The organism is Rhodococcus sp. P3_B8 (genome assembly GCF_056402775.1).
Map to the genome: position 1 here is coordinate 1 of NZ_JBFUGT010000035.1, position 24,316 is coordinate 24,316.

23 protein-coding genes are annotated in these 24,316 nt (G+C 67.6%); 9 read left to right on the forward strand and 14 right to left on the reverse strand.

All coding sequences use genetic code 11. From position 1 onward, the window contains the following. Positions 1–218: 218 nt before the first annotated feature. A complete protein-coding gene (locus AC1D1G_RS15055; RefSeq protein WP_283331194.1) occupies positions 219–1,643 on the reverse strand; it encodes an aldehyde dehydrogenase family protein in 1,425 nt (474 codons plus the stop codon). Positions 1,644–1,806: 163 nt separating this feature from the next. On the opposite strand from AC1D1G_RS15055, the gene AC1D1G_RS15060 reads away from it, so the two are divergent. From AC1D1G_RS15060 to AC1D1G_RS15070, 3 genes are all read left to right on the forward strand, one after another. After that, on the forward strand, positions 1,807–2,385 hold the full coding sequence (locus AC1D1G_RS15060; RefSeq protein WP_477952683.1) for a DUF4232 domain-containing protein: 579 nt from the start codon (positions 1,807–1,809) through the stop codon (positions 2,383–2,385). A gap of 87 nt (positions 2,386–2,472) precedes the next feature. After that, positions 2,473–2,595 carry a hypothetical protein gene (locus tag AC1D1G_RS15065; protein WP_283331192.1) on the forward strand — a complete coding sequence of 41 codons (123 nt, stop codon included), beginning with the start codon at positions 2,473–2,475 and terminating at the stop codon, positions 2,593–2,595. A 112-nt stretch (positions 2,596–2,707) separates the two neighbouring features. Further along, positions 2,708–5,980 (forward strand): arabinosyltransferase domain-containing protein, encoded by a 3,273-nt coding sequence (locus tag AC1D1G_RS15070; RefSeq protein WP_477952684.1) that lies wholly within the window; start codon positions 2,708–2,710, stop codon positions 5,978–5,980. 42 nt (positions 5,981–6,022) lie between these two features. Here AC1D1G_RS15070 and AC1D1G_RS15075 read toward each other — a convergent pair whose 3' ends face one another. Continuing rightward, a complete protein-coding gene (locus tag AC1D1G_RS15075) occupies positions 6,023–6,478 on the reverse strand; it encodes a tellurite resistance TerB family protein (RefSeq protein WP_005254018.1) in 456 nt (151 codons plus the stop codon). A gap of 315 nt (positions 6,479–6,793) precedes the next feature. Between AC1D1G_RS15075 and AC1D1G_RS15080 the strand changes: the two genes are divergently transcribed. Both AC1D1G_RS15080 and AC1D1G_RS15085 read left to right on the forward strand, forming a co-directional pair. Then, on the forward strand, positions 6,794–7,018 hold the full coding sequence (locus AC1D1G_RS15080; RefSeq protein ID WP_317568462.1) for a hypothetical protein: 225 nt from the start codon (positions 6,794–6,796) through the stop codon (positions 7,016–7,018). Continuing rightward, positions 7,018–7,146, forward strand: coding sequence for a hypothetical protein (locus AC1D1G_RS15085; RefSeq protein WP_317568461.1), 129 nt, complete (start codon positions 7,018–7,020; stop codon positions 7,144–7,146). Before AC1D1G_RS15080 ends, AC1D1G_RS15085 begins: the two co-directional genes overlap by 1 nt. Before the next feature lie 52 nt (positions 7,147–7,198). On the opposite strand, the gene AC1D1G_RS15090 is transcribed toward AC1D1G_RS15085, so the two are convergent. From AC1D1G_RS15090 to AC1D1G_RS15105, 4 genes are all read right to left on the reverse strand, one after another. Beyond that, a complete protein-coding gene (locus AC1D1G_RS15090) occupies positions 7,199–8,377 on the reverse strand; it encodes a BTAD domain-containing putative transcriptional regulator (RefSeq protein WP_477952685.1) in 1,179 nt (392 codons plus the stop codon). Between the two features lie 76 nt (positions 8,378–8,453). Then, positions 8,454–10,181 carry a serine/threonine-protein kinase gene (locus AC1D1G_RS15095; RefSeq protein ID WP_317568460.1) on the reverse strand — a complete coding sequence of 576 codons (1,728 nt, stop codon included), beginning with the start codon at positions 10,179–10,181 and terminating at the stop codon, positions 8,454–8,456. Between the two features lie 295 nt (positions 10,182–10,476). Next, on the reverse strand, positions 10,477–11,289 hold the full coding sequence (locus AC1D1G_RS15100) for a neutral zinc metallopeptidase (protein WP_477952687.1): 813 nt from the start codon (positions 11,287–11,289) through the stop codon (positions 10,477–10,479). A 192-nt stretch (positions 11,290–11,481) separates the two neighbouring features. Further along, complete coding sequence (locus AC1D1G_RS15105; RefSeq protein WP_477952688.1) at positions 11,482–12,225, reverse strand: DUF429 domain-containing protein; 744 nt, start codon at positions 12,223–12,225, stop codon at positions 11,482–11,484. A 144-nt stretch (positions 12,226–12,369) separates the two neighbouring features. Here AC1D1G_RS15105 and AC1D1G_RS15110 point away from each other — a divergent pair, with 144 nt between their 5' ends. Beyond that, positions 12,370–13,782 carry a purine-cytosine permease family protein gene (locus AC1D1G_RS15110; RefSeq protein WP_477952689.1) on the forward strand — a complete coding sequence of 471 codons (1,413 nt, stop codon included), beginning with the start codon at positions 12,370–12,372 and terminating at the stop codon, positions 13,780–13,782. A 165-nt stretch (positions 13,783–13,947) separates the two neighbouring features. Next, positions 13,948–14,355 (forward strand): VOC family protein, encoded by a 408-nt coding sequence (locus AC1D1G_RS15115; RefSeq protein WP_105413483.1) that lies wholly within the window; start codon positions 13,948–13,950, stop codon positions 14,353–14,355. On the opposite strand, the gene AC1D1G_RS15120 is transcribed toward AC1D1G_RS15115, so the two are convergent. From AC1D1G_RS15120 to AC1D1G_RS15140, 5 genes are read right to left on the reverse strand one after another with little or no spacing between them, the layout of a single operon-like run. Then, positions 14,352–15,494, reverse strand: a complete 1,143-nt coding sequence (locus AC1D1G_RS15120; RefSeq protein ID WP_477952690.1) for a M20 family metallopeptidase — start codon at positions 15,492–15,494, stop codon at positions 14,352–14,354. The two genes, AC1D1G_RS15115 and AC1D1G_RS15120, sit on opposite strands and share 4 nt — an antisense overlap. Then, positions 15,491–16,162 (reverse strand): DUF1028 domain-containing protein, encoded by a 672-nt coding sequence (locus AC1D1G_RS15125; protein ID WP_477952691.1) that lies wholly within the window; start codon positions 16,160–16,162, stop codon positions 15,491–15,493. Before AC1D1G_RS15125 ends, AC1D1G_RS15120 begins: the two co-directional genes overlap by 4 nt. Next, complete coding sequence (locus tag AC1D1G_RS15130) at positions 16,159–16,572, reverse strand: RidA family protein (protein ID WP_418341995.1); 414 nt, start codon at positions 16,570–16,572, stop codon at positions 16,159–16,161. Before AC1D1G_RS15130 ends, AC1D1G_RS15125 begins: the two co-directional genes overlap by 4 nt. Beyond that, on the reverse strand, positions 16,569–18,029 hold the full coding sequence (locus AC1D1G_RS15135) for a 4-hydroxyphenylacetate 3-hydroxylase family protein (protein WP_280782071.1): 1,461 nt from the start codon (positions 18,027–18,029) through the stop codon (positions 16,569–16,571). Before AC1D1G_RS15135 ends, AC1D1G_RS15130 begins: the two co-directional genes overlap by 4 nt. Then, positions 18,026–18,646 carry a flavin reductase family protein gene (locus tag AC1D1G_RS15140; protein WP_418341994.1) on the reverse strand — a complete coding sequence of 207 codons (621 nt, stop codon included), beginning with the start codon at positions 18,644–18,646 and terminating at the stop codon, positions 18,026–18,028. Before AC1D1G_RS15140 ends, AC1D1G_RS15135 begins: the two co-directional genes overlap by 4 nt. Before the next feature lie 193 nt (positions 18,647–18,839). Between AC1D1G_RS15140 and AC1D1G_RS15145 the strand changes: the two genes are divergently transcribed. Next, positions 18,840–19,745, forward strand: coding sequence for a dienelactone hydrolase family protein (locus AC1D1G_RS15145; RefSeq protein WP_477952692.1), 906 nt, complete (start codon positions 18,840–18,842; stop codon positions 19,743–19,745). On the opposite strand, the gene AC1D1G_RS15150 is transcribed toward AC1D1G_RS15145, so the two are convergent. Continuing rightward, positions 19,703–20,380: a hypothetical protein gene (locus AC1D1G_RS15150; RefSeq protein WP_247253758.1), complete on the reverse strand. Its 678-nt coding sequence runs from the start codon at positions 20,378–20,380 to the stop codon at positions 19,703–19,705. The two genes, AC1D1G_RS15145 and AC1D1G_RS15150, sit on opposite strands and share 43 nt — an antisense overlap. 119 nt (positions 20,381–20,499) lie before the next feature. Here AC1D1G_RS15150 and AC1D1G_RS15155 point away from each other — a divergent pair, with 119 nt between their 5' ends. Beyond that, on the forward strand, positions 20,500–21,708 hold the full coding sequence (locus tag AC1D1G_RS15155; RefSeq protein WP_477952693.1) for an enhanced intracellular survival protein Eis: 1,209 nt from the start codon (positions 20,500–20,502) through the stop codon (positions 21,706–21,708). On the opposite strand, the gene AC1D1G_RS15160 is transcribed toward AC1D1G_RS15155, so the two are convergent. Then, the gene (locus AC1D1G_RS15160; protein ID WP_477952694.1) at positions 21,705–22,631 is read right to left on the reverse strand and encodes a LysR family transcriptional regulator; all 927 of its coding nucleotides are present in this window, start codon (positions 22,629–22,631) and stop codon (positions 21,705–21,707) included. The two genes, AC1D1G_RS15155 and AC1D1G_RS15160, sit on opposite strands and share 4 nt — an antisense overlap. A gap of 86 nt (positions 22,632–22,717) precedes the next feature. Next, on the reverse strand, positions 22,718–24,259 hold the full coding sequence (locus AC1D1G_RS15165) for an APC family permease (RefSeq protein ID WP_061044389.1): 1,542 nt from the start codon (positions 24,257–24,259) through the stop codon (positions 22,718–22,720). Between the last annotated feature and the right edge of the window lie 57 nt (positions 24,260–24,316).

A 24,316-nucleotide genomic window follows, 5' to 3' on the forward strand; every position in this document is an offset into this window, starting at 1 on the left:
GCGCGCGGTGGACGCGGTCACCTCGGCGGCGCACGCCGCCTCCACCACGGTCGCGCCTTGCGTGCGACACTGCCAGAACAACAACCGCGCCCGCTCCGAAGCCGGCGGTCGACCGATCATCACCATCTGCGACACCCCTCATCATCAGGGACGTTGCAACGACCGGTTGAACCCGCCTAGCAGTGACTACCAAAAAGGCGCACGGGCGGCGAAGCCGCCTACCGCTGGATCGACTTGATCTCGAGGAACTCCTCGAAGCCGAGGACGCCGGCCTCGCGGCCGATGCCCGACTGCTTGTACCCGCCGAACGGGGCGTTGGTGTTGAACGCGCCGCCGTTCACCTCGACCTGGCCGGCGCGCAGCTGCCGCGCGACGCGGTCGGCCCGGTCCTGGTCACCGGACCACACGCCGGCGGCGAGGCCGTACTCCGTCGCGTTGGCGATCCGCACGGCGTCGTCCTCGTCCTGGTATCCGATGATCGACAGGACGGGGCCGAAGATCTCCTCCTTGGCGATGGTCATGTCCTCGGTGACACCGGAGAACACGGTGGGGCCGACGAAGTAGCCGGATTCCTGGCCGGTCTCCCGGCCGTCGAGTACGGCGTGCGCGCCTTCCGCGATGCCCTGTTCGATGTAGCCGCGCACCCGCTTCAGCTGGTTCGAGTTCACCAGCGGCCCCAGCACCGAGGTGGCGGCCGTCGGATCGCCGACCGAGTAGTTCTGCGCGACCTGCGCCGCGATGGCGGCGGCCTCGTCCACCTTGCCCGCGGGGACCAGCATCCGGGTCAGCGCCGAGCAGGTCTGACCGGAGTTGAGGAAACACTTGGCCACTCCGTCGGTGACCGCCTTCGTCAGGTCGGCGTCGTCGAGGATGACGTTGGCGGACTTGCCGCCGAGCTCGAGTGCCACCTTCTTCACCGTCTCGGCCGCGACCACCGCGACCCTCTTGCCCGCGCGGGTGGAGCCGGTGAACGAGACCATGTCCACCTCGGGATGGCCGGCGATCGCCTCGCCCACGACGGGCCCGAATCCGCTGACGAGGTTGAACACGCCTGCCGGCAGACCGATTTCGTCGAAGACGTCGGCGAGCGCGTACGTGGCGAGCGGCGCCACCTCGGTCGGCTTGAGCACCACGGTGCACCCCGCGGCCAGAGCACCGCCGACCTTGAGCACCACCTGGTGGAGCGGGAAATTCCACGGGGTGATCGCCCCGACCACACCGATCGGCTCGCGCACGATCAGCGAGTTGCCCACCTCGTGGGCGTCGAAGTCATAGGTGGCGGCCAGTTCGGCGAACGCGGCGAGGTTCGCGAGCGGCATGCCGATCTGGATGGGCTTCGCGAATCCCAGCGGCATGCCCATGTCGCGGGACACCAGGGCAGTGAAGTCGTCGAGGCGCTCCTGGATCAGCGCAGCGGCCTTCCGGAGGTACTCGCCGCGTTCCTTGCCGCTGAGCGCAGACCACGCGGGGAAGGCTGCTCGCGCGGCCTTCGCGGCGCGATCGACGTCGTCGGCGGTGCCCTCGGCGACCACCGCGATGACGTCCTCGGTGGCCGGATTCACCACGTCGATCCGGCCCGTCCCCTGCGAATCGACCCAGGATCCGTCGATGTAGATCTTGGTCCGGTCCAGAACTTCGCTCATCGGTCAGCCTCCAGTGAAAGTGTTGCGGATCCCCTGCCGCCCCGCAGCCTACGACCGGAATCGTCCGGCGAGGGGCGAATGCGATCTCCCCGAACCACACACCGGGACGGCACCGATCACGGACCATCGACTACGGCAGCACATCAATAGGAGGAGCGATCAGATGCGCACGCAGTCACCGGCACGCGCCCTTCTCGGCGTACTCGGAATCGCCGCCGCGCTCACCGCCTCGGCCTGTGGCTCGACGGACGAGACGGGGACCGCCGAACCCTCGCGTGACATCACCGTCACGAGATCCGCACCGTCCGAGGCGACCGCACCGCACCCCGACCGCTGCCTGATCGGCGAACTACAGGTGACGCTCGGACAGGCGAGCGGGGCCGCCGGATCTCAGGAGATCCCGCTCGTCTTCACCAACACCGGCACCCGCAGCTGCGTCCTCCACGGATACCCCGGGGTCTCGTACGTCGCGTCCCAGGGCGGTCCGCAGGTAGGTGCCGCGGCCGAGCGGGACGGCGGAACCGAGACTCCGGTGACGGTCGCCCCGGGCGCACGGGCCACCGCAGCGGTGCGTGCCACGGTGGTGCAGAACTATCCGGCCGAGACCTGTGGCCCCACTCCGGTCGCGGGATTCCGGGTGTACCCACCCGACGACACCGGGTCGGTATTCCTCCCCTACCCCACCACCGGCTGTTCGCAGACCGGCGTGAAACAGCTGTCGGTGCAGCCCGTGATCGGGTGACCTGGTTCACCCGCCCCGGGTGAATCGGCTCACCCTGTTCCCGACCTACCGTCGGGCTACCGACTCGCGTAGAAGGAAGGCGGAGACATGTTCGAGATCATCCGCGAAGTGCATTCCGAGGTTCAGCACCGCCGCGGTCCGCGGCACCACCACCATCTCCTCACCCGACCGCAACGCCGGTCGCGGATCCTGAAGCACTTCCACATGTGATCCACCGGGGCGGCCGGCCCTCGAACCGGACCTGTTCCTTGCCTTCGCTAACAATTGTCGCGGATGGGTACTATCCGACGTCGTGACTGACAGCAGGCTGGAATCGGCGAAAGTGTCCAGAGACGACTCGGACGAGTCGCCGATCGGGACCCCGCCCCAGTCATCTCCCCTCGGTCAGTCGGTCCGCTCCGCCCGCCTTCTCGCGATCATCGCCTCCGTCTTCGGAGTGCTGCTCACGTTGTCGCTCCCGTTCCTTCCGGTCGAGCAGGACAGCGCGACCCTCAGCTGGCCGCAGAACGGCAGCACCGGAAGCGTCGAGGCACCGCTCGTCACCTACGCGCCGCTGAGCCTCGACGTGCAGATCCCCTGTTCGGCGGTCGGCGAACTCGCCGACCGCGGCGGGATCCTGACCTCCACCGCCCCCGCGGGCGCCGCCGACGCCGGGAGGTACGGACTGGTCGCCAGGGTGAATCCCGCGACCCCGGACGGTCCCGCCGGCGTCGAGGTGCTGTTGCGGAACAAGGTGCTGCTGTCATCGCCGCTGGACCAGCTACCCGCAGACTGCGCGCTCGTGGTGTCGTCGGATTCCACGCGGACCACCGCCGGTTTCGGCGCGGCAGGCCAGGACGCACCGACCGTCGTCGACGGCGACCTCCGCCCGCAGATGGTGGGCATCTTCAGCGACCTCGACAGTGCGGCGCCCGACGGACTGCAGGTGACCGCTGAGATCGACAGCCGCTTCTCGTCGACGCCGTCGACCCTCAAGTTCGTCGCCGTGGTGGTGGGCGCGCTCGCGACGATTCTGGCGCTGGTGGCGCTGCACCGTCTCGACGACGTGGACGGGCGCCGGGCACGACGATTCCTGCCCACCCGCTGGTGGTCGTTCGGGGCCGTCGATGCCGTCGTCATCGGCACGCTGGTGCTGTGGCATTTCATCGGCGCTTCCACCTCCGACGACGGCTATCAGTTCAACATGGCCCGCACGTCCGAGGCGGCGGGTTATATGGCCAATTACTTCCGCTGGTACGGCGTCCCGGAGGCGCCGTTCGGGTCTCCGTATTACGACGTCCTCGCGGTGCTGGCGAACATCACACCGGCGAGCCCGTTCGTGCGTCTGCCCGCGCTGCTCGCCGGTATCGTCGCGTGGCTGGTGATCAGCCGTGAGGTCGCACCGCGACTCGGCGCCGCGGTCCGGGGCAACCGGCTCGCGCTGTGGACCGGCGGATTGGTGTTCCTCGCGTTCTGGCTCCCGTACAACAACGGTCTGCGGCCCGAGCCGATCGTCGCGGTGGGCGTGCTGCTCACGTGGTGCTCGGTGGAACGTGCCGTCGCGACCCGGCGACTGCTGCCCGCCGCGGTGGCGATTCTGGTCGGTGCGGCGACGCTGACCGCGGGGCCGTCCGGGTTGATCTGTTTCGGCGCCCTGGTCGCGGGCGCCCGGCCGATCCTGCAGATCGTGATCGCGCGGGCCAAGACGGTGGGGTACGTCGCCTTGCTGGCGCCGCTCGTCGCGTCGGGGACGGTGATCCTGGTGGCGGTGTTTGCCGACCAGACCCTCGCCGCCGTCATGGAGATGCAGCACGTACATGCGATCGGCCCCAACGTTCCCTGGTTCGACGAGTACCTCCGCTACCAGTACCTGCTGAACATCTCGGTCGACGGTTCACTGGCGCGCCGGTTCGGCGTGTTCGTGATGGTGCTGAGCCTGGCCGTGACGGTCTTCGTGATGCTCCGCAAGGGCGGCCGGATCCCCGGGACCGCGGCCGGACCGTCGCGGCGGCTCATCGGCATCACGCTCGCCGCGATGGGGCTGATGATGTTCACGCCCACCAAGTGGACRCACCACTTCGGCATCTACGCCGGCCTCGCAGGGTCGCTCGCCGTCCTGGCGTCCGTGGCGGTGAGCACCGCCGTGGTGCGCTCGCCGCGCAACCGCGCCCTGTTCGCGGCCGCCGTGCTGTTCCTGCTGGCGATGTGTTTCACCAGCACCAACGGGTGGTGGTACGTGTCCAGTTACAGCGTCCCGTGGTGGGACAAGCCGGTGTCGATCGCCGGCCTGGGCGCCGGCACGATCCTCCTCGGCGCCACGCTGGTGATGCTGCTGATCGCGGCGTGGTGCTACTTCCGCGAGCCCTACACCCGGACCGACGCCGTGCGGCGACGCCGGTTGTGGGCGATCCCGCCGTTGACGGTGGCGGCCGCCGCGATGGTGCTGTTCGAGGTGCTGTCGATGGCGAAGGGCGCGGTCGCGCAGTATCCCGCGTTCTCCCTCGCCCGTTCCAACGTCGACGCCGTCACCGGCGCACCGTGCGGTCTCGCCAACGACGTCCTGCTCGAAACCGATCCGAACGCGTCGCTGCTGCAACCGCTGTCCGGCGACGCCGCCACCGCCCTGGCGGGTACCGGCACCGTCGGCTTCACACCGAACGGCGTCGCCGGCGACCTCAGTGCCGACGAGGAATCGTCGGATGCGGGTGTCGCCAACTCCGTCACAACCGACAACACCGAGCAGACGGCGTCGARCAATGCTGCGGGCACCGGCGGCGGCGCCGGCGCGGTGGGCGTCAACGGCAGCGCGGTGGCCCTGCCGTTCGGCCTCGACCCCGACCGCACGCCGGTCCTCGGCAGCGACGGCAGCGACGGCGACGCGTCACTGACCACCGATTGGTACCGGTTGCCGAATCCCGACTCGGACGCCGGGGCGGGCGACATCATCTCCATCGCCGCGGCGGGTCGCATCCACTCCGTCGACGCGGACGGCGTCGTCACGTACGGCCAGAACCTCGAGGTGGAATACGGCACCACGGGGCCGGACGGCGCGGTCGCGGTGGCGGGACGCGTGACGCCGATCGACATCGGCCCGGCACCGTCCTGGCGAAATCTGCGCGTTCCGCTCGATTCCCTGCCGGACGATACGGATGTGATCCGACTCGTGGCATCGGATTCGGACAGTGATCCGCAGCAGTGGCTGGCGGTGACACCGCCGCGTGTTCCGCGGACGCAGACACTGAACGACGTGATCGGATCCGACGCACCTGTGATGATCGACTGGGCTGTGGGACTTGCCTTTCCGTGCCAGCGACCGTTCGACCACCGCACCGGGGTCGCGGAGGCGCCCGAATACCGGATCCTTCCCGACCGTCCCGGCGCGATCATGACGAGCCTGTGGCAGGACCGGTACGGCGGAGGCCCCCTGGGCTGGATCGAGATGACCCGGGCGAGCCGAACCATACCGTCGTATCTGCGGGACGACTGGGACCGTGACTGGGGCGGAGTGGAGCAGTACTCCCCGCTCGACCCCGACGCGAAGACCGCGGAGATCGACACCACCGGGATTCAGCGTTCGGGCATGTGGAACCCGGCGCCGATCATCACGGCCTACTGAGCGTCGGTGACGCGCCCMCCGCCGGGCGCGTCACCGATCACCTCAGAGTTCGAATTCCGCCGGGGCGATGCCGACGGCGAAACAGGCGTCGCGCACCACGTTTCGCTCGTGCTGGTCGAAGTTGCCGTCGGCGCCACCGATGACGATGCCGATCTGGATGACGGCACGTGCCTGATCCTGCTTGGACTTCAGCTTCGCGATGGTCGCGGTGGCCTCGATCTTGCCGAACTCGAAATCGGACTGCAGCTTGCTGCAGTACCAGTCGAACTTCTGACTCAGCTCGTCCGACGGGAACACACTCAGCGCCTCGTTGCTGGTGATCAGCGCCGCGGTCTTCTGACGCTCGGACGGGTCGATGGTCCCGTCCGCCGCGGCGATGAGGGCGCACATGGCCATGCTGGCGTTGGCGAACTCCTTGTTCTGGAACTGTGCCGTCTTGGTCTTGAGCTGGCCGTTCATCTCGAACGCCTTTGCCTTCAGCTGATCCCAGAAAGCCATTGGACTCCTTCTTCGTGTGCCCACGCACGGTGCGTGTGGTGTCCAATTTGCCAGGTTTCGCCCGGGGGCGTCGCCGCGGTCGGTCTACCAGCGCAGTCGCAGGAATCCACACACTCGATCGGCCGCGCCGACCGGCCACGTCTTGATAATTTCGGTACCGGGCGGTCGGGCGCCTTTCTATCACGGAGGGAGTGCGCGGTGTCGACCCAACCAGGGTAGACGGGGAATGATTCGTGCGGCGGCGATGCTGGCCGGCTGCACCACGCGGTGACGGTCTCCGGTTGCTCGAGCGACGACGGTTCCTCAAATCATTCCGTGGCCTTTGCACAATCGAGCAGCACCGAGGACGTGTCGCTGCTGGGCACGTGGACCGGCCACCGCGAACGCATCGCGAGCACCGAGGGCTACCGGGAGGGCACCGCGACCCTCACGGTCACCGAACAGACCGGCCTCACCTTCAAGGGATCCATGGGCTGGTCCACACCCGAAGGCGAGGTTCGCGAGGACCTGGTCGGCGCGTTCACCCTGGAGGGTCGCTGATGGCGGGCGGCGATGCGGAAGGCGTCTATTCCTTCTCGCTCGTGAGTCCGCAGACACTCGACTACTGCTACGTCGAACACGGCGAGGGGTACCGCACGACGTGCGCGCGGTTGGAGAAGCAGCAGTAGCCGGGCTACGGATGGCACCGTCCCGAACGACGTGACCGAGCGCCTCACTTCCCTAGTCGCCGGAACCACTCCGGCGACTGTTCCCGCTTTGCGTTGCGATTCCACCGGCCTCACGCAATCTCTCGAAGGTGAACTCGTTGTCTCCGATTCGTATCACATCACCATCGGACAGTGGGGCACTGTTGAATACACGAACCCCCGCCACGTAGGTTCCGTTCGCCGACTTCAGGTCTCTGATCAAGTAGGAAGCACCGGTGTCGACGACCAGCGCATGGTGACGACTGGCTTTCCCGTCCGCTAGCGTCAGATCGTTGTCATCCATCCTGCCGATACGCAGGGCTCCCTCGTCGATGGTGAAGACCCGGCCGGTTGCGTCCCGTAGCTGGGCCCGCGCGGCGCGGGGATGAGCGTCGATGATCGTCATTGCGACCGCGGCGGTCGCGGAAGCCTGGCGTTGTACTTCGAGCGATTCTTGCCGCAGTATCCGGGCCTCGAGTTCCTGCAACGGTGCGCTGGGATCGATGCCGAGTTCGTCGGCGAGCGTGGAGCGCAGGCGCCTGCAGGCGTCGAGGGCATCAGATTGCCGGCCGGCGAGGTACAGAGCAGCAATCAGCTGAGCCCACAGCGGCTCTCTGAGCGGGTTCGAGGCGACAAGAGGAGTGAGATCGGAGATAACAGCCGCGGTGCGACCACACGCGAGTTCGGATTCGGCGCGTGCCGTGAGGGTTACGATCTTCTCTTCCTCGAGGCCTGTAGCGAAAGTATCGGCGAATCGGAGGCCGTGCAGATCATCGAGTACCTCTCCCCTCCATTCCTGGAGAGCGTGAGAGAAGTGAGTGCTTGCCTCCGCGAATCGGCGGCCGGCCGCGGCGTCGAAAGCTTGTCTCTTACGAGCATGGAAGCGGTCCACGTCGCATTGTGGCTCGGACGTACACAGCCGGTAGCCGGGTGGGGTCGTGACGATGATCTCGCGGGCATCGAGTTGGGCGGTCTTCAAGAGCTTGCGCAGATGGGAGATGAGGACCTGGATGTTTCCGCGAGTATCGGCCGGCGGCCGATCATCCCACGCCGCGGCCGCGATGGTGTCCGCGGACAGCGCGCGATTCCGATTGATCAGAAGCATGGCGAGCACGGCGCGCTGCCTGGATCCACCGAGGGTCTGGGGTGTGCCATCGATGGTCATCTCGAGGGGCCCGAGGACGCTGAATTCGAGGCTCGGGCGCGGGGCCAAGTGTGATACCACGGAACAGATCACCCTCTGGCGACGATGGTGTAAGCCGCGATTTCCGTTGGCAATGTCCGCGATGTCATCGGTTCTGGCTCCACCATGTGTTGAGGTTGCCGAGGTCCGTTCCGTCTGCGATACCCATGGTCAGCTCGTGCGTATTTGTCCAGATCAGGCGAGGGTGGCCATCTGTCTGCGCGCATGCGTACTGTCCGACCACGGTGTGAGTTGGATCGTTCGGTTGGTACCAGTTGATCGGGCCCTGCCCCACACCTGGGCAGGGCACCAGCGAGCTGCCCGTTACTACATCTTGGAGTGAGGACTCCACGTCGGGGACATTCTTGTAGAGAAACATTCTCGTTGTTGTCGGGCCTCCTTGAGTGGGACCGCAGGTCATACCCGTCAGCGCGGGTGGGAAATACTCGACTGGACTGCAACTCGAGTCGCTGTATCCCTGGGGCAAGCGGTCGAACAGTACGGCCTCACTCGACGCGGGACCAGGCATGGGCACTAATGACGTTGATGGTTTCGACGTCGGCCTCGTGGTCGGCGGCCGTGTCGGTGGGGAGCTCACGCAGCCACCGCCACGAAATGATATGCAAGTAGACGGTGCGGCGCCGGTTGCTGTTGTTCCGCCGGTACCGGACTCGTCGCCGCTTCCTATGAGCCACCACAGACCCGCCACGACCAGCGGGGCGGCGAGCGCCGCGGCGGCAGCTGCCCACCACGCGCTGCGACGGCGGGCCGGACGGTTGGGGTGCGACGGCGGAGGACCCTGCATCGGCGGACCGAACAATGGTGGTGGCGGCGGTCCGCTGCTACCCGGCGGGTTCGGGTTGATCTCTCGTTGTGTTGGCTGGGCAATCGCCGGATTCGGCTGCGGCACTCCAGGTGCAGGAGAAGGCCGTTGATTGGTGAAGAGCGTCGATGGCGGGCTGTCACGACGCGAACCGGCGTGGGGTTGGGCTCGGTCCGCGGCTGTGAGGGCTGCGCGCGCGGCGACTGCGAGCTCACCCGCACTGGGGTACCGGCCTTCTGGTGCCTTCGCCATACCCCTGGCGATAACCGCGTCGAACGAGGTGGACACCCCGGGGCGGATAGCGCTCGGACGTGGGATGGGTCCGTTCAGATGTTTGTTCATGACGGCCCCGTCACTGCTGTGAGGGTACGGTTGCGATCCAGTCAGGCTCTCGTGCAACACACAGGTGAGAGAATAGATGTCGACGCTCGTGGTGACGGTGCCTTCGAGGAATCGTTCAGGGGCCATATACGCCAGGGTTCCGATCGTCATTCCGACGGCAGTAATCTTCTCCGCCCCAGCATCTTTCGTGATTCCGAAGTCCACGAGATAAGCGAAGTCGTCCCTCGTGACGAGGATGTTCGGAGGTTTGATGTCACGGTGAATGAGCCCGTCATCGTGCGCTGCGTCGACGGCGGAAGCGATCTGACTGATGATGGTCACTGCCCGCCCGGGCGGGAGCGGACCGTGCTGTTCGATCAGTGCGCCGAGATCGGCTCCCTTGACCAGCCGCATGTCGATGAACAGAGTCCCATCAATCTCCCCGTAGTCGTGGATGGGTATCACATGCGGCTCTTGGAGGCGGGCGGCGGCGTGGGATTCACGTTGGAACCTTTCTCGGAACACCGGGTCCGCCGCAGAGTCGTCCGGGAGTAGCTTCAGCGCTACGACGCGGTCCTTGACCTCGTCATATGCCTCGTAGACCTCGCCCATCCCACCGCGGCCGAGAAGACGACGCAGTTGGTAATGCCCGAAGTGCGCGCCCGCCCTCGATTGCGCAGACTCCACCATGGTGGGCTCCCTCGTTCTCGGAACACACAGTCACTGCGACCGAGAGTCTCTGTGCCATCCGCGTCGGTGACAGCCCCYGCCTTTCGCACTCGCTGGGGTCGCGCTGTCGGACGTCCTTGATCGAAGCTTGAAATCCCACGTTAATAGCGCGGCTACCGGGACACAAGGTGCCCATAACACACGCTAACCTCGCGAATTGGATCCTGGGATCCTTTGGCATTGGCAGCCCGCGGTTTCGCCGTCGTCATTGAGCGATGCGGGTCGGCGGGAATCTCTCACCGCCAGCGCACTACAACTAGCTGACCCCGATGATCGGCGTTTCCGGAACGAACGCGTTGCACGCGACCATAGGCGACTGCAACGAGCTGGAATACGCGAGATAGAACGACTTCAATCGCTGCTCGACCGTGCCATGCGATTGACGGGGACCCTCCGACTCTCCGACCTCGACGAGCGCAGTGGCCAGCTCGCGGACATCATCGTTGCCGCCGAGCAATCCCTGCTGCCGGGCATAGGCCATGAATGCCCCCGCACCGCAGTCGGCCTGATTTTCGTACCGAATCTGCTCGTTGGCCGTGGTCGCCGACCGCATACCGATCTGGTTCTGGAAGTGATGAGTCAGCTCATGTGCAACGACGAGCGCAGGCGCCGCGTCTCCGATCCCCCGATACAACCGCCAGACTGCAGCCTCGCCGAGGAAGACCGCCTGATCACCGAGGCAGTATTGCAGGGCGTTCTCGTCGAATGGGCACCCCGCCCGAGTTGACCCGCGCATGCCCCGAGGAACAAATCGGTACGACGATGGATGCGGCATGTTCAGATACTGCTGGTCGATCCATCCCTCGATCTCAGGAAGGACGCATTCCAGATATCCCAGCATTTGTGATGATCCCGTAAAGGCACCGTCCAGATCACCCGCGACAGAACAGGCTGACTTCGCGGAGATCGCCTGGGGCCCCGCACTCTGTGCGTGGACAGGTGCGCTGAACGTCAGCGCTGACGCCAATGCCGCCCCTGCGAGGGCGACACCCGCCGCGACCTTCTTGGCGACGGCCCCTACGCTGGACGCTCGCGTCGCCGGCTTCGTGGCACTGGAAATGTGGTTCATATGGATCCTTGATTCTCGGGCGCTGGTCTCGTGACCGGCGAGATGCTCGGTATTCAGCAGGCGATTGCCTGGAAAGACCATCCCGTGGGCCGCTTAAGAACCTCTGCACAAACCCTTAACCCGATCCGGTGACAGGCAACCGCCACCGACGAACAGACGACGACGGGAATCGGCATCCCTTCGGCCCCGCCGCTAGGGCCGCAACGACTGCAGGTCTCCCGTCGGCACGTGGATCCACCCCTCCCGCTCGGCGACGGCGCGGTCGTCGCCCTCGGGTAGTGCTGTGCAGCCGACGGCCGCGGCCCGTGCGACGACGGCGGCCAGCACGGCGTCGAGGGCGTCGTCCGATTCGCGGCAGATCGTCTGGAATACACCGAGTTCCAACCAGTCCGCGGCCGCCAGGAGCGCGTCGACCAACTCCCCCAGCGTCACCCGGTTCTGAGCGCTCTTGTATCCCCGCGACACCAGCCCCCAGGTGCGCAGCGCGGCCGCCGGATACACCTCGACCACGCGGCCGTCGACGCGTCCGACGTCGATGCCGAGGTCGCCGAGTTCCGCAAGAATTCCAGCGCAGCGCAACGCGACGTGCGCAATGAGATCCGCCGACACACTGAGCGGGGATATCCCCGTCGCGGCCTGCACCACGAGGTCGGTGCGCCGCTTCGTCAACGGTCGACGCCCCTCGCGGTTGGCGAGACCGCTGGTCGCGGACAGTCGGCCGGCGTGATGCTCGGACACCATGCGGACGAACGCGTCGGGCCAGCCGAACGGTGCATCGATACCGGTCCTGTCGCAGGCCAGCACGGCCTCGGTGACGGCGTCGTTCCCGGCTCCCAGCCGGACGGACTCGACGCGGGCCACACCGCCGGACCAGTCGATCACGGCCAGGGCCGTCTTCTTCGGCTCGGCCGCCAGGTCGACTCCCACGGTGCGCATCGGCCCAGGCTAGTCCGACCTGCTGAATCAGAAGAAGTGATGCAACGCATCAGTTAGTTGTTCTGTACAGATTCACTGCCTCCGACCATTGTGGCCTCCACTACTCGACCTAGAAGTGGCGCACTTGCGCCGTTCGGAGGATTGATGCCCGACACCCACGTCGCCCCGATGCTGGAGAAGCACACCATCGGGTTCGTCCCGGAATCCGATCGCCACGGCAAGGTTCGCGATCTGTTCACGCTGTGGTTCGGCGGCAACCTCGCCCCGCTCCCGATCGTGACCGGCGCCCTCGGCCCCAGTCTGTTCGGACTCTCGCTGTGGTGGAGCCTCGTCGCGTTCGTCGTCGGACATCTCGCCGGCGGCGCCCTGATGGCGTTACATTCGGCGCAGGGACCCCAGATGGGGATCCCCCAGATGATCCAGAGCCGCGGCCAGTTCGGCACATTCGGGGCGCTCATCATCGTGGTGATCGCCGCCGTCATGTATCTCGGCTTCTTCTCGTCGAACATCGTCCTCGCCGGCCAGTCGATGCACGGGATCGTGACCGGCATACCCGTGGACGTGGGGATCGTGGCCGGCGCTCTCGGCTCCGCCGTCATCTGCATCATCGGCTACCGGTTGATCCACATCCTCAACCGCATCGGAACCTGGGTCCTCGGAATCGGAATCCTGGTGGGCTTCTTCGCCATCCTCACCGGCGACCTGCCGTCGGACTTCCTCACGCGGGGCGACTTCAACTTCGCCGGCTGGCTGGCCACCGTGTCACTCGGCGCGCTCTGGCAGATCGCGTTCGCACCCTACGTGTCCGACTACTCGCGGTACCTCCCCAAGGACGTCGGCGTGCCGTCGACGTTCTGGGCGACCTACCTCGGCTGCACCCTCGGCTCGTTCCTCGCCTTCGCGTTCGGCGCGGTCGTCACGCTCTCCGCACCGATCGGCATGGGCACCATGGACGGCGTCAAGGCGACGACGGGAAGCCTCGGCAGCATCATGCTGGTGCTGTTCCTGCTCAGCGTCATCAGCCACAACGCGCTGAACCTGTACGGCGCCGTCCTCGCCATCATCACGTCGGTCCAGACGTTCCGCGCCCACTGGATTCCGACCGCCCGCGGCCGCATCATCCTCTCGACGATCATCCTCGTCGCGGCGTCCGTCGTCGCCATCGCACTGTCGGCCGACTTCGTCTCGCACTTCGTCGATCTGGTGGTCGTCCTCCTGGTGGTCCTGGTGCCGTGGACAGCGATCAACCTCATCGACTTCTACATCATCCACAAGGGCGTCTACGACCTCGAGTCGATCTTCCGCTTCGACGGCGGCGTCTACGGCCGCTTCAACTGGACGGCAATCACCGCCTACCTGCTCGGCATCGTCGTCCAGATTCCGTTCATGGCCACATCCCTCTACACGGGCCCGGTGTCCGCGTTCCTCGGCGGCGCCGACCTGTCCTGGGTGGCCGGACTCGTGGTGACCGGACCCCTCTACCTGCTCCTCGCGCGGCGCGGCTCGACCGGAGCGAAGACCACGTCCGCCGCGACGCGTGAGCCTGCGCGCCTGTAGTCCTCGAACACCGCACCGCCCGAGCCCGTTACAGGCTCGGGCGGTGTGCGTGGTGCCCGCCCCTGTCCGCTCGGGCAGGGTTTCGCGTTTGTCCACCACCCGGCAGCGCCGACTCGCTAGGGTCGAAAGAAGAGACCGATTCACCGGAGAAGGAAGTTGTCGCAGATGTCCAGTTTCCCGGGCCTCACCCACGTCGCAATCACCGTGTCCGACCTACCGGCCAGCACCGCCTGGTACACCGCACTGTTCGGATCAGCCCCCGTGCTCGACGAGGACGAGGAATCGGGAACCTTCCACCACACGGTGTTCGCGCTCGACGGCGGCATGCTCTTCGGCCTGCACACGCACCCCGACAGCGGCGCTCCCGCACGGTTCGACGAACGGCAGGTCGGACTCGACCACATCGCGTTCCAGTGTTCCCCCGACGCGCTGCCCCGGTGGGTGGAGCGGCTCGACGCCCTCGGCATCGAGCACGGGGGCATCAAGACGGCGCACTACGGCTCCGGCATCTCGTTCCGCGACCCCGACAACATCGCGCTCGAATTCTTCGCTCCACCCGTGAGTACTTCTTAACGTCGGGCGGTTAACAAGTACGCACGGGCGGCGGAGCCGCAGGCGTCGAGCAGGGTCAGGGCGAGGGCCAGCGCACCGTCGACGGCCGCCCGGTCTGCGGCGGGCGCGGCGCTGGCCGCGGCGAACTCGGCCTGATGGTTGACCGCGGGCGCGGAGTCGATTCCGATGTAGGGGTGCACCTGCGAGACGTTGCCCATGTCGGTGGAGGCCCGGTTCATCAGCGAGTCCGCGCCGGTGCGGAACACGCGGCCCAGCCCCTCCGCGTGCCGGACGTACGACGCGAGCAGCGCTTCGTCGGTGCGGAACTCCGAGTACGGTTCGCTTTCCGGGGCGATGGTGAGTTCACAGCCGGTTGCGATGGCGCCGGCCTCGAAGCAGCGGGCCACGCGGGGTTCGATGCGGGCCAACTCCTCCAGCGTTTCCGCGCGCACGTACCAGCGACCTTCGGTGCGCTGGGGAATGGCGTTGGGCGCCTCTCCCCCGCGGGTCATCATCCCGTGCACTCGCGTGCTCGACGGAAGCTGTTGCCGGAGAAGCCCGATGGCAACCTGCGCCACCGTGAACGCGTCGGCCGCGTTGACGCCCCGCTCCGGGTACGCGGCGGCGTGTGCCGCCTTGCCGTCGTACCGGATGTGGCTGTGGGACACCGCGTACGGTTCGGCCCGGGCGACGTCGACCGGGCCGGGGTGGGCCATGACGGCGGCGTGGACGCCCTCGAACGCTCCGCGTTCGAGCATGTCGATCTTGCCGCCCCCGCCTTCCTCGGCGGGGGTGCCGAGCACCGACAGGGTGATGCCGAGGTCGTCGACGAGCGGGGCGAGAGCCAGCGCCGTCCCCACCGAGATGGCGGAGATGACGTTGTGCCCGCACGCGTGCCCGAGCCCGGGGAGCGCGTCGTATTCCGCGCAGACCGCGAGGTGCAGCGGTCCGGAACCGACGTGCGCGCGGAACGCGGTGGGCAGTCCGACGTACTGTTGCTCCACCGTGAAACCGGCGTCCGACAGCACCCCGGCCACCCGGACGCACGAGCGTTCCTCCTCCCACGCGACCTCGGGGTGGGCGTGGAGGTCGTGCGACAGAGCCAGGATCCGGTCTTCCGCCCTCCTGGCTCCGTCACGAACCGCGGCGTCGGCGCTCACAGGTCCCCCGGCACGCCGTAGGACGGGGCGGCCGTCGGGTCGACACCACGCGCCCGGTAGTCCCGCTTCTGCGGTTCCCACACCGTCCACAGCCGGCGCAGTTCGCCGACCGGGTCGTCGTGCCAGTCGACGCGCAGATCGGTGACGGGCCAGGGCACGTCCTCGACCACCTGGATTCCCGCCGAGTGCACGGGCCCCGCCTCCCCGCCGGCGGTGACGGCCGCGGTGAGTCCGTCGAGCAGTCTGCCCTCGAACGTCGGGGCCGTGCTCGACACGTAGCCGAACAGCAGCGACCGGATGACGCCTTCGTCGCGGAGCATGTTGCCGGCGACGGCGGCGGCGCTGCCCTGCGCGCTGCTGTGGATGCCCAACGTCTGCGCGCCCGAGTGCACCGCGGTGCGGCCATCCGCATCGACGATGACGACCTGGCGGTAGTCCGGGAACTTCTCCTGCGCGAGTGCGCTTTTCAGTGCGGTCTCCGCATTCGCACCCGACGCGAGCGCGTCGAGGCCGAGCGGTCCCAGCTGCGGATTGGTCACGTTCTGGGAGGCGACGACACCGACCCCGGACCGCACGTGCAGGCAGCGTGCGGCCACGGCGGGGCTGGAGGAGCAGACGACCATCCCGAACGCGCCCCCGGGATCACGGGCGACGAGTGAGAACGTCATGAGCTGATCACAGCCGTCGCGTCGATCTCGACGAGCCATTCGGGCCGGGCGAGGGCGTCGACGACGATGCCGGTGGACACCGGATGCACACCTGTCAGCCAGCGTCCGACCACCCGGTAGACGGTCTCCCGGTACCGGACGTCCACCAGGTAGATGGTGACCTTGACGACGTCCTCCAGCCGGCTGCCCGATTCCTTCAGCAGCATCGCGATGTTCGCCATCGCCTTCTCGGCCTGGGCCTCGACGTCGCCGATTCCCACCGACTCCCGGGTGTCGAGGTCCTGTCCGATCTGCCCGCGGAGATACACGACTCCGCCGGCGACGACCGCTTGCGCGAGGTCGTTGTCGAGGTTCTGTTCCGGGTACGTGTCGCGGGTGTTGAACGGGCGGATGCGGGTGTGGGTGGTCATGCCGCACCTCCGTCGACGTTGTCCGACAGCCCCGCTGCGGCCTTGACCAGCCCGAGCGGCCCGTCGAAGTCGAAGTTGCGGTAGACGGCGGCGAGCTGCGCGAACGGCGGTGACTGGGCGAAGAGCTGGAACGTCAGGCGATGTCCCGCGTAGTCGCTGTTGAGCAGGTCGCGGGCGAACGCGAGAAGCTTGCGACGGTCGTCGGCCACCCAGTTGTCGTTGATGGAGTAGAACTTCTCCAGCCACGGCGCGACGTCGGGGTCGGCGAACGTGGCGGCGTCCGGGGTGATGCAGATCTGGCCGCCGCACAGCTCGCGGGCGATGTGCATCATCGCGGGCAGCTGGCTGAGCGCCATCACCCGGCCGGTGTAGAGCAGGGACTGGTTGGGCATGAGCAGGCCACCCGGGCTGGGCTCGGCGAGTGAGATGGCCGCGGTGAGGTGGGCGTTGATCGTCTCCCGGTAGCAGGCGAGCTGGGCGAGCTTCTCCTGCACCGCCTGCTGCTTCTCGAGCCCGCTCTGCTTGACGTTCCACAATGCGGATCCGATCATCAGATCGGCGAGGTGCAGCGTGCGTTGCACGAACGGGAACGCGCTGTAGCGGTGCAGGGTGGAGCGGATGAACGTGGCCGCCCGGGTGTGCCGGTAGAACAGGACGTCTTCCCAGGGGATCTCGACGTTGTCGAACACGACGAGGGACTCCACCTCGTCGACCCGGTTGGCGAGCGGGTAGTCGGCGGACGGCGCGCGGCCGGCGAACCCGTTGCGGGAAATGTACTTCAGCCCCGGCGCGCCCATGTCGAGCACGAATCCGACGGCGTAGTCGGACAGTTCGCTGTTTCCCCAGTTGGCGATGGTGGGTTTGGTGAACGCCTGGTTGGAGTAGGCGGCGGCGGTCTCGTACTTCGCGCCGCGCACGACGATGCCGTTGTCGGTCTCCTTCACGACGTGCAGGAGCATGTCGGGGTCCTGATCCTGCGGCGCCTTGGACCGGTCGCCCTTGGGGTCCGTGTTGGCCGACACGTGGAACGGGTCCTCCCGGACCGACCGGTCCAGGTGGCGTCGGATGTTCTCCGAGAAGCGCGGGTCGACCTCGTTGAGGACGTCCTGACCGTCGAACAGCGACCACATCTCGCCGATGGTCTCGTCACCGACGCGGGTGACCACGCCCCGGGTGTCCTCGAGGACCAGGTCGACGGCGGCGCGCTTGTCGAGCCAGTCCTGCTGCGTGCGGGGGAGCTTGTTGGCGATGGCGTTGCGTTCGCCGGATTCGGGGTCGACGTAGGTCATCGCGTCCTGCGTGGCCTCGTCGTGCGCGAGGTCGTAGATGCGTGCCCGCACGTCGACGATCGGCTTGAACATGGGGTGGTCGGCCACGTCCTTGACGCGTTCCCCGTCGACCCAGACCTCGCGGCCGTCCCTGATGGACTCCCTGTATTCGTCTCCGGTGCGGATCATTTCGTGCTCCTGGTCCTCGGCGCGGGGTGTGCGTCCGGGTAGTCGGGGAAGGTGGAAGGTTCGAATGCTGCAGGCTTGCTGTAGGTGTGGGAGGCGTACACGAGCGGTTCGCCGGGGTGTGCCTCCACCGCGGCGACGCGTCCGATGTAGACGCGGTGGGTACCGGCCTCGATGACGTCGTGGACGGTGCAGTCGAACGACGCGATCGCGTCGTGGACGCGGGGTGAGCCGGATTCGGCCACGGTCCAGTGCCCGCAGGTGAAGTCCCACCGCTGCTTGCCCGGCCAGGGCCGGCCGGCGAAGGTGTCGGCGACGTGATCATGCTGGGTGGCAAGCACATTGACGCAGAAGACACCGTTCCCGGAAATCGCGTCGTTGACCGGGCTTCGTCCGTGCAGGCAGACCAGCACCAGCGCCGGGTCGGCCGAGACGGAGCACATCGCACTCACGGTCTGGGCGGCGCGACCGCCGGGACCGTCGGTCGCGACGACGGTGACTCCGGTCGCGACAGCGCTCATGGCCATGACGAAGTTCGCGGTCGAGTTGTCCGGCATCGGTGAGGCCACCGATGTTCGGGCCGTCGTTTCGACGGCTGGGTGACGGTCAGCGATCGGCATGACGGGCTCCTTTCTGTGTGCGGTGAGCGAGGAGTTCGTGCCGTTGCACCAATCTTGAGGTCCCCGGTGAAATCTGTACAACACAGATAAGTGGCGTACTGCATAAGGAAAAGTGATGAACTGGGAACCGATGTCGATCACGGGTTCGACCAGGGATAATTCCCTACATCAGCCGATGCGGACGGGGACGATCATGACGCCACTGCAACGCTATATCGCCGAAGAGATCGCGATCGATCATGCCGACGGGCTGCTGTCCCGCCGCGAAGCGTTGCGCAGACTCGGACTCATCGGCCTCGGCGTGGCGGCGGCGTCCTCGTTGCTCGCCGCCTGTTCCACCGACAGCGACGAGTCGCCGACCTCGGCGCCGGTGACACCCGGCGGAGCGACGCCCCCGCCACCGGGATCGGCCGACGCCGTCGAGACCGAAGCGGTGACGTTCCCCGGCCCGGACGGCCGCGTCCTGCAGGGTGCGTGGGCCGACGCCGCCACACCTCGCGGAGCGGTCCTCGTCATACACGAGAACAAGGGCCTGACCGACCACATCCGTTCGGTGGCGGGACGATTCGCGGGCGCCGGCTACTCCGCGCTCGCCCTCGACCTGCTCTCGGAAGAGGGCGGGACCGCGACGTTCACCGATCAGGCGCAGGCCACCGCCGCGCTGGCCACCGTGCCGCCGGCACGCTTCGTCGCCGACATGAAGGCCGGAATCGACGAACTCGGGCGGCGGGTGCCGGACGAGAAGATGGCGGCGGTGGGGTTCTGCTTCGGCGGCGGGATGGTGTGGCAACTCCTCGCGTCCGGTGAGCCGCGGCTGGCGGCGGCGGTCCCCTTCTACGGTCCCCTGCCCGACGGCGCCGACTTCTCCGGGTCGAAGGCCGCGGTCCTCGCCATCTACGCGGAACTGGACGCCCGGGTGAACGCGTCCCGCGACGCCGCGGCCGCCGCACTCGCGAAGGCGGGGCTACCGCACGAGATCGTCACGGTTCCGGGTGCCGATCACGCGTTCTTCAACGACACCGGGCCCCGCTACAACGCGACCGCGGCAGCCGAGGCCTACGAACGTGTCCTCGCCTGGTTCGGCGAATACCTGGGGTGAGGCGGGCGCATCAGCAGTGCGGCCACGAGGAAGCAGACGGCGCCCACGAACGTGCCCAGATCGGCGACCGCCGCGTTCTTCAGCGCGTCGGTGCCGGGCACGATGTACGCGCCGACCGCGGACACACCGAACGCCACCGACCCGATCATGTTCAGCCAGGTGCTGCGCCAGTTGCGGGCATGCGGATCCCACAGCTTGTCGGTTTCGGTGGTGGCCACCACCGCCAGACCGCTGGCGACGAGGAACGCCGTCGACCCGAAGAGGTCGGGACTCCACCCCCACACCCGGTCCTGTTCGACGGTGAGGCTCTGGATCAGCACGACCCCGGTACTCACGTTGAACAGCAGGGTGCCGACGAACTGGATCAGCGCCGCCCACCAGTCGTAGCGTTCGACCGTCGCGGATTCCTCCCCGGGCACCGGCCTGCCGCTGAGCCGCAACTGGATGAATCCGGCGGTCGTGAAGAACAGCGATCCGACGAAGTAGGTGATGTTGTCGATCTCGGGGCCGACCGCCTGCCCGTACACCCGCGTGGCCGCCATCCCGAACAGGAAGGAGCCGATGACGAATCCCCAGGACTCCCGGCGCAGCCGGAGCGTTCGGCGAGGTGCGGACGAGGTGTGGTCACTCGACACCGTGACGTCACCCCCTCACCGGTCGGCAGGGTCTCAGACTCTCCGAAGACACGTACCGGGTCAAGGTCGGAGGCCGAAATTCGGCTGCGCGTCCACGTGGGGTGTGCCAGTGTCGGGACATGACGACGACCACCGCCGGCATCACGATCAGAACGGCGACCGAACAGGACTGGCCGAAGATCACCCTGCTCAACGAGATCTGCTTCGTGACACCGCAGAACGAGGAGTTCACCGCCCACTGGAGGCAACTCGTCAGCGGCGCGCCGCCGATCATCGCGGTCGACGAGGACGCGGTGGTCGGCGCCACCATGGACATCCCCATGACCGTCACCGTTCCCGGTGGCGAGGGCGTTCCCGCGGCGGGCGTCACCGCGGTGACGGTCGCGCCCACCCATCGACGCCGCGGTCTCCTTCGCGCGCTCTACGCCGAACATCACGACCGCATCCGGACGTCGGGGGTCCCGCTGTCGCTCCTCACGGCCAGTGAGGGCGGGATCTACGGACGCTTCGGGTACGGGCCCGCAACCATCGAGACCACGTCGAGCATCGACCGCCGATTCGCCGTGCCGCATCCGAAGGCACCGGATCCGGGTGGTGTGCGGATGGTCCATCCGGCGGAGGCCCGGGCCGCGTTCACCGACGTCTACGACCGCTGGCAACGGGTGACCCCGGGGGCGCAGGTGCGGCCCGAGATCGTGTGGAATCGGATCTTCGCCGACCGTGAGAGCGAGCGCGGCGGCGGCACAAGCCTGTTCGGGCTCGTGCACGACGGCGGTTACGTGCTCTACCGTCGCGTGTCCGGCGACAACGGAACCGTCGCCCGGGTGGAGGAGATCCGCACGGTCACGCGGGACGCGCACGCCGCGGTGTGGCGGGCACTGCTCGGCCTGGACCTCGTGCGGCGCATCGAAGCGCACCTCACCCCCGAGGACCCACTGCCGTATCTGCTGACCGACGGCCGGCTGGTGCGCACCACCTCGCGCCACGACGAGCTGTGGGTCCGGATCATGGACGTGCCCGCCGCGCTCGAGGCCCGCAGGTACCGAACAGACTTCGACGTCGTGATCCAGGTCGACGACGGATTTTTGGACGCCGGCGGGCGGTTCGCGCTGACCGTGCGGGACGGCACCGCGATGTGCACCCCGACCGACTCCACCCCGCAGGTGGTGCTCGACCTGGACGTCCTGGGCAGCCTGTATCTCGGCGCCCACCGGGCACGCACGTTCGCGGCCGCGAACCGGCTGCAGGCCGCGGACCCCGGCGTCCTCGACCGTGTCGATCACGCCTTCGGCGCCGACCGCGACGCCCAGATGGGGTGGCCGTTCTAGCGGGCCGAACCCGCCTGTTTCGCGAACACGGCCCGCGCCCGTTCGGCGACGGCCCGGGCCCGCGCCGTGCTCCGCACACCCTTCAGCCGGGCGAGTACCAGGGGGAGGCCGGGAACGTCGTCGGCGATGGGCAGCGTCGCGACCCGGCCGCCGTCGTAGGTCCGGCCCTCGGCGGGCCGCTGGTTGAGGATCGAGAAGCCGTGGCCGCGGGCGACGAGTCCGCGCACCGTTTCGTAGCTCGCCGAGCGGTACCGGACCACCGGCGTGACCCCCGCCGCCGACAGCATCGCCAGGAAGTAGTCACGGCTGCTCGGCAGGTCCAGCAACACCATGGGTTCGCCCTCGAGGTCGGCGAGGGTGATCGCGTCGTGTCCGGCCAGCCGGTGGTCCGGCGGAAGGATGACGTGCGGCCTGGCGACCCCGAGCGTCTCCGTCTCCATGTCGTCGCCCAGCCCGAGGTCGTAGGTCAGGGCCAGTTCCGCGGTGCCGTTGCGCAGCGCCGCCCGCACCGCCTCCGCCTGCGTCTCGACGACCTCGACCTCCAGGTCGGGGTGCTGATCGCGCAGGTCCGAGATCAGTGTCGGGAGGATGAACGGGGTGAGGGTGACGAAGCAGGCCAGGCGCACCGTTCCCCGCACGTTGTCCTCGTGACCGCGGGCCGCGTCGAGAACCTCACCGAGGTGGGCGAGGACGCTGCGGGTGTCGCGGAGCATCTCCTCCCCCGCCGCGGTGAGGACCAGTCCGCGGGACCGTTGCCGGATGAAGAGCTGGGTGCCGATCTGGTGCTCGAGTTGGGAGATCGCCGAGGAGACCGCCGACTGCGCGACCATCAGTTCGTCGGCGGCCTTCGTCATGCTGGAGAAGTTCGCGGCCTCGACGAAATACCTCAGTTGGGTGAACGTCACGTCGGGTCGTCGTTGCATGCGCTCTCCTCGGGATCTGAGGCCACCAGGATTGCAGGTCTCCGACCGGGGAGCCACCCACGACACACGCGGCGGACGCGACACCGTCAGCGGATGTCGGCGTTCACGAGGTCGGGATCCGGCTGCGATCCGGGGCCGTCTTCCCGGGTGGGGCGCGGGCCACTCGCGGACCGCACGGATGTGCCGCGCACGTATCCGACGGCGCCGAGTAGCGCGAGCACGGCCAGCGTCCCGAGGGTGAACAGTTCGAACGTCCCCTGGCTCACTCCCCAGATCTCCTCGAAGTCGTAGTCCAGGCCGAACACCGATTCCAGGGTGCCCGGGAAGACCGCCACCCAGGAGCCGAGCAGCACCCACGCGAAGCACAGGATGCCGAGGACGCGGAAGCCCGCGTTTCCGGTGGGAACCCGGAAAGGCCGCACGACGTCCGGGAAACGCGTGCGCAGGCGGACCGCCGACGGGATGACGATCAGGTAGCTGAGCAGGAACGTCGAGATCGAGATGGTGAGCACGACCGCGAAGATGGAGCCGCCGGATCCGGTGATCTGCATGGCCGCGACCATGAAGACGGTGGCGACGACTCCGGACAGGAAGTTGACGCGCACCGGCGTTCCGAGACGCGGATGGAAGCGGCCGAAGAACCCGCCGAAGAACGCACCGTCGGCCGCGGCCATCGCCTGCATGCGGTCGCTGATGATCATCCACGCCGCACCCTGGGTCATCAGGATCACCGCGAAGATCACCCCGGTCACGGTCAGCATGGCGGGTGCGGCGGGACCGTAGACGCTGTACACGGTCGCGACCGCCTCGAGGAGTCCGCCGACGCCGGTGATGTCGTCCGCGGGTACGACGAGCAGGATGGCGAAGATCGGCAGCAGGTAGGACGCGGCGGCGATGGCGCAGGCGCGGGCGATCGAGATCGGGACGTCGCGGGCGGGGTTCTTCATCTCCCCGGCCGCGCTGTTGCCGGATTCGAAACCGAGGTAGGAGAACAGCAGCAGCGGCGTCACACCGAGGAGCCCGGTCAGAGTGGGGCTGAAGTCGCCCGCGGAGATGCCGGCGAAGCCATTCTTCGCGGCGTAGATGCCGGTGGTGACGAGGAAGAACAGCAGGAAGACGATCTTGAGGAACGCACCGACCGTCGGAATCCACTTGCCGCGAGCCAGACTCACGACGGCGGCGAGCACCGTCAGCCAGATGAAGACGAGCTTGAACAGGTAGTCCGTCACCGATCCTTCCTCGAACGCGGTGACGTAGTGGTTCCAGGTCTCCGCGGCGATGAACGCCATGGACCCGCCGACCCACACGGGCTGAGTCACCCACGTCAGCAGCGATGCGAGGGCGGCGAGGGGCCGGCCGAACGCTCTCCGGACCCACACGTAGACCCCGCCCTCGCCGGTGAACGTGCTGCCGATCTCGGCGAAGATGAGGCCGTACGGCAGCAGGAAGAACACCGCGAGAACCAGTGCCCACGTGAACGTCTCCGCGCCGAAGGTGGAGACCTGACCGAGAACCTCGACCGACACCACCGCCGCGACGATGAGGAAGACGATGTCGAAACGGCCGAGTGACTTCTGGAGATGTTGTGTCTGTTCGTCCGCCAGGGCGGTGGGGGTGTTGTCGCTCATCGATCGTGCCTCTCACGTTGCAGTGATGCCGGTCACTACTCTCGTCCGGACCCGGCA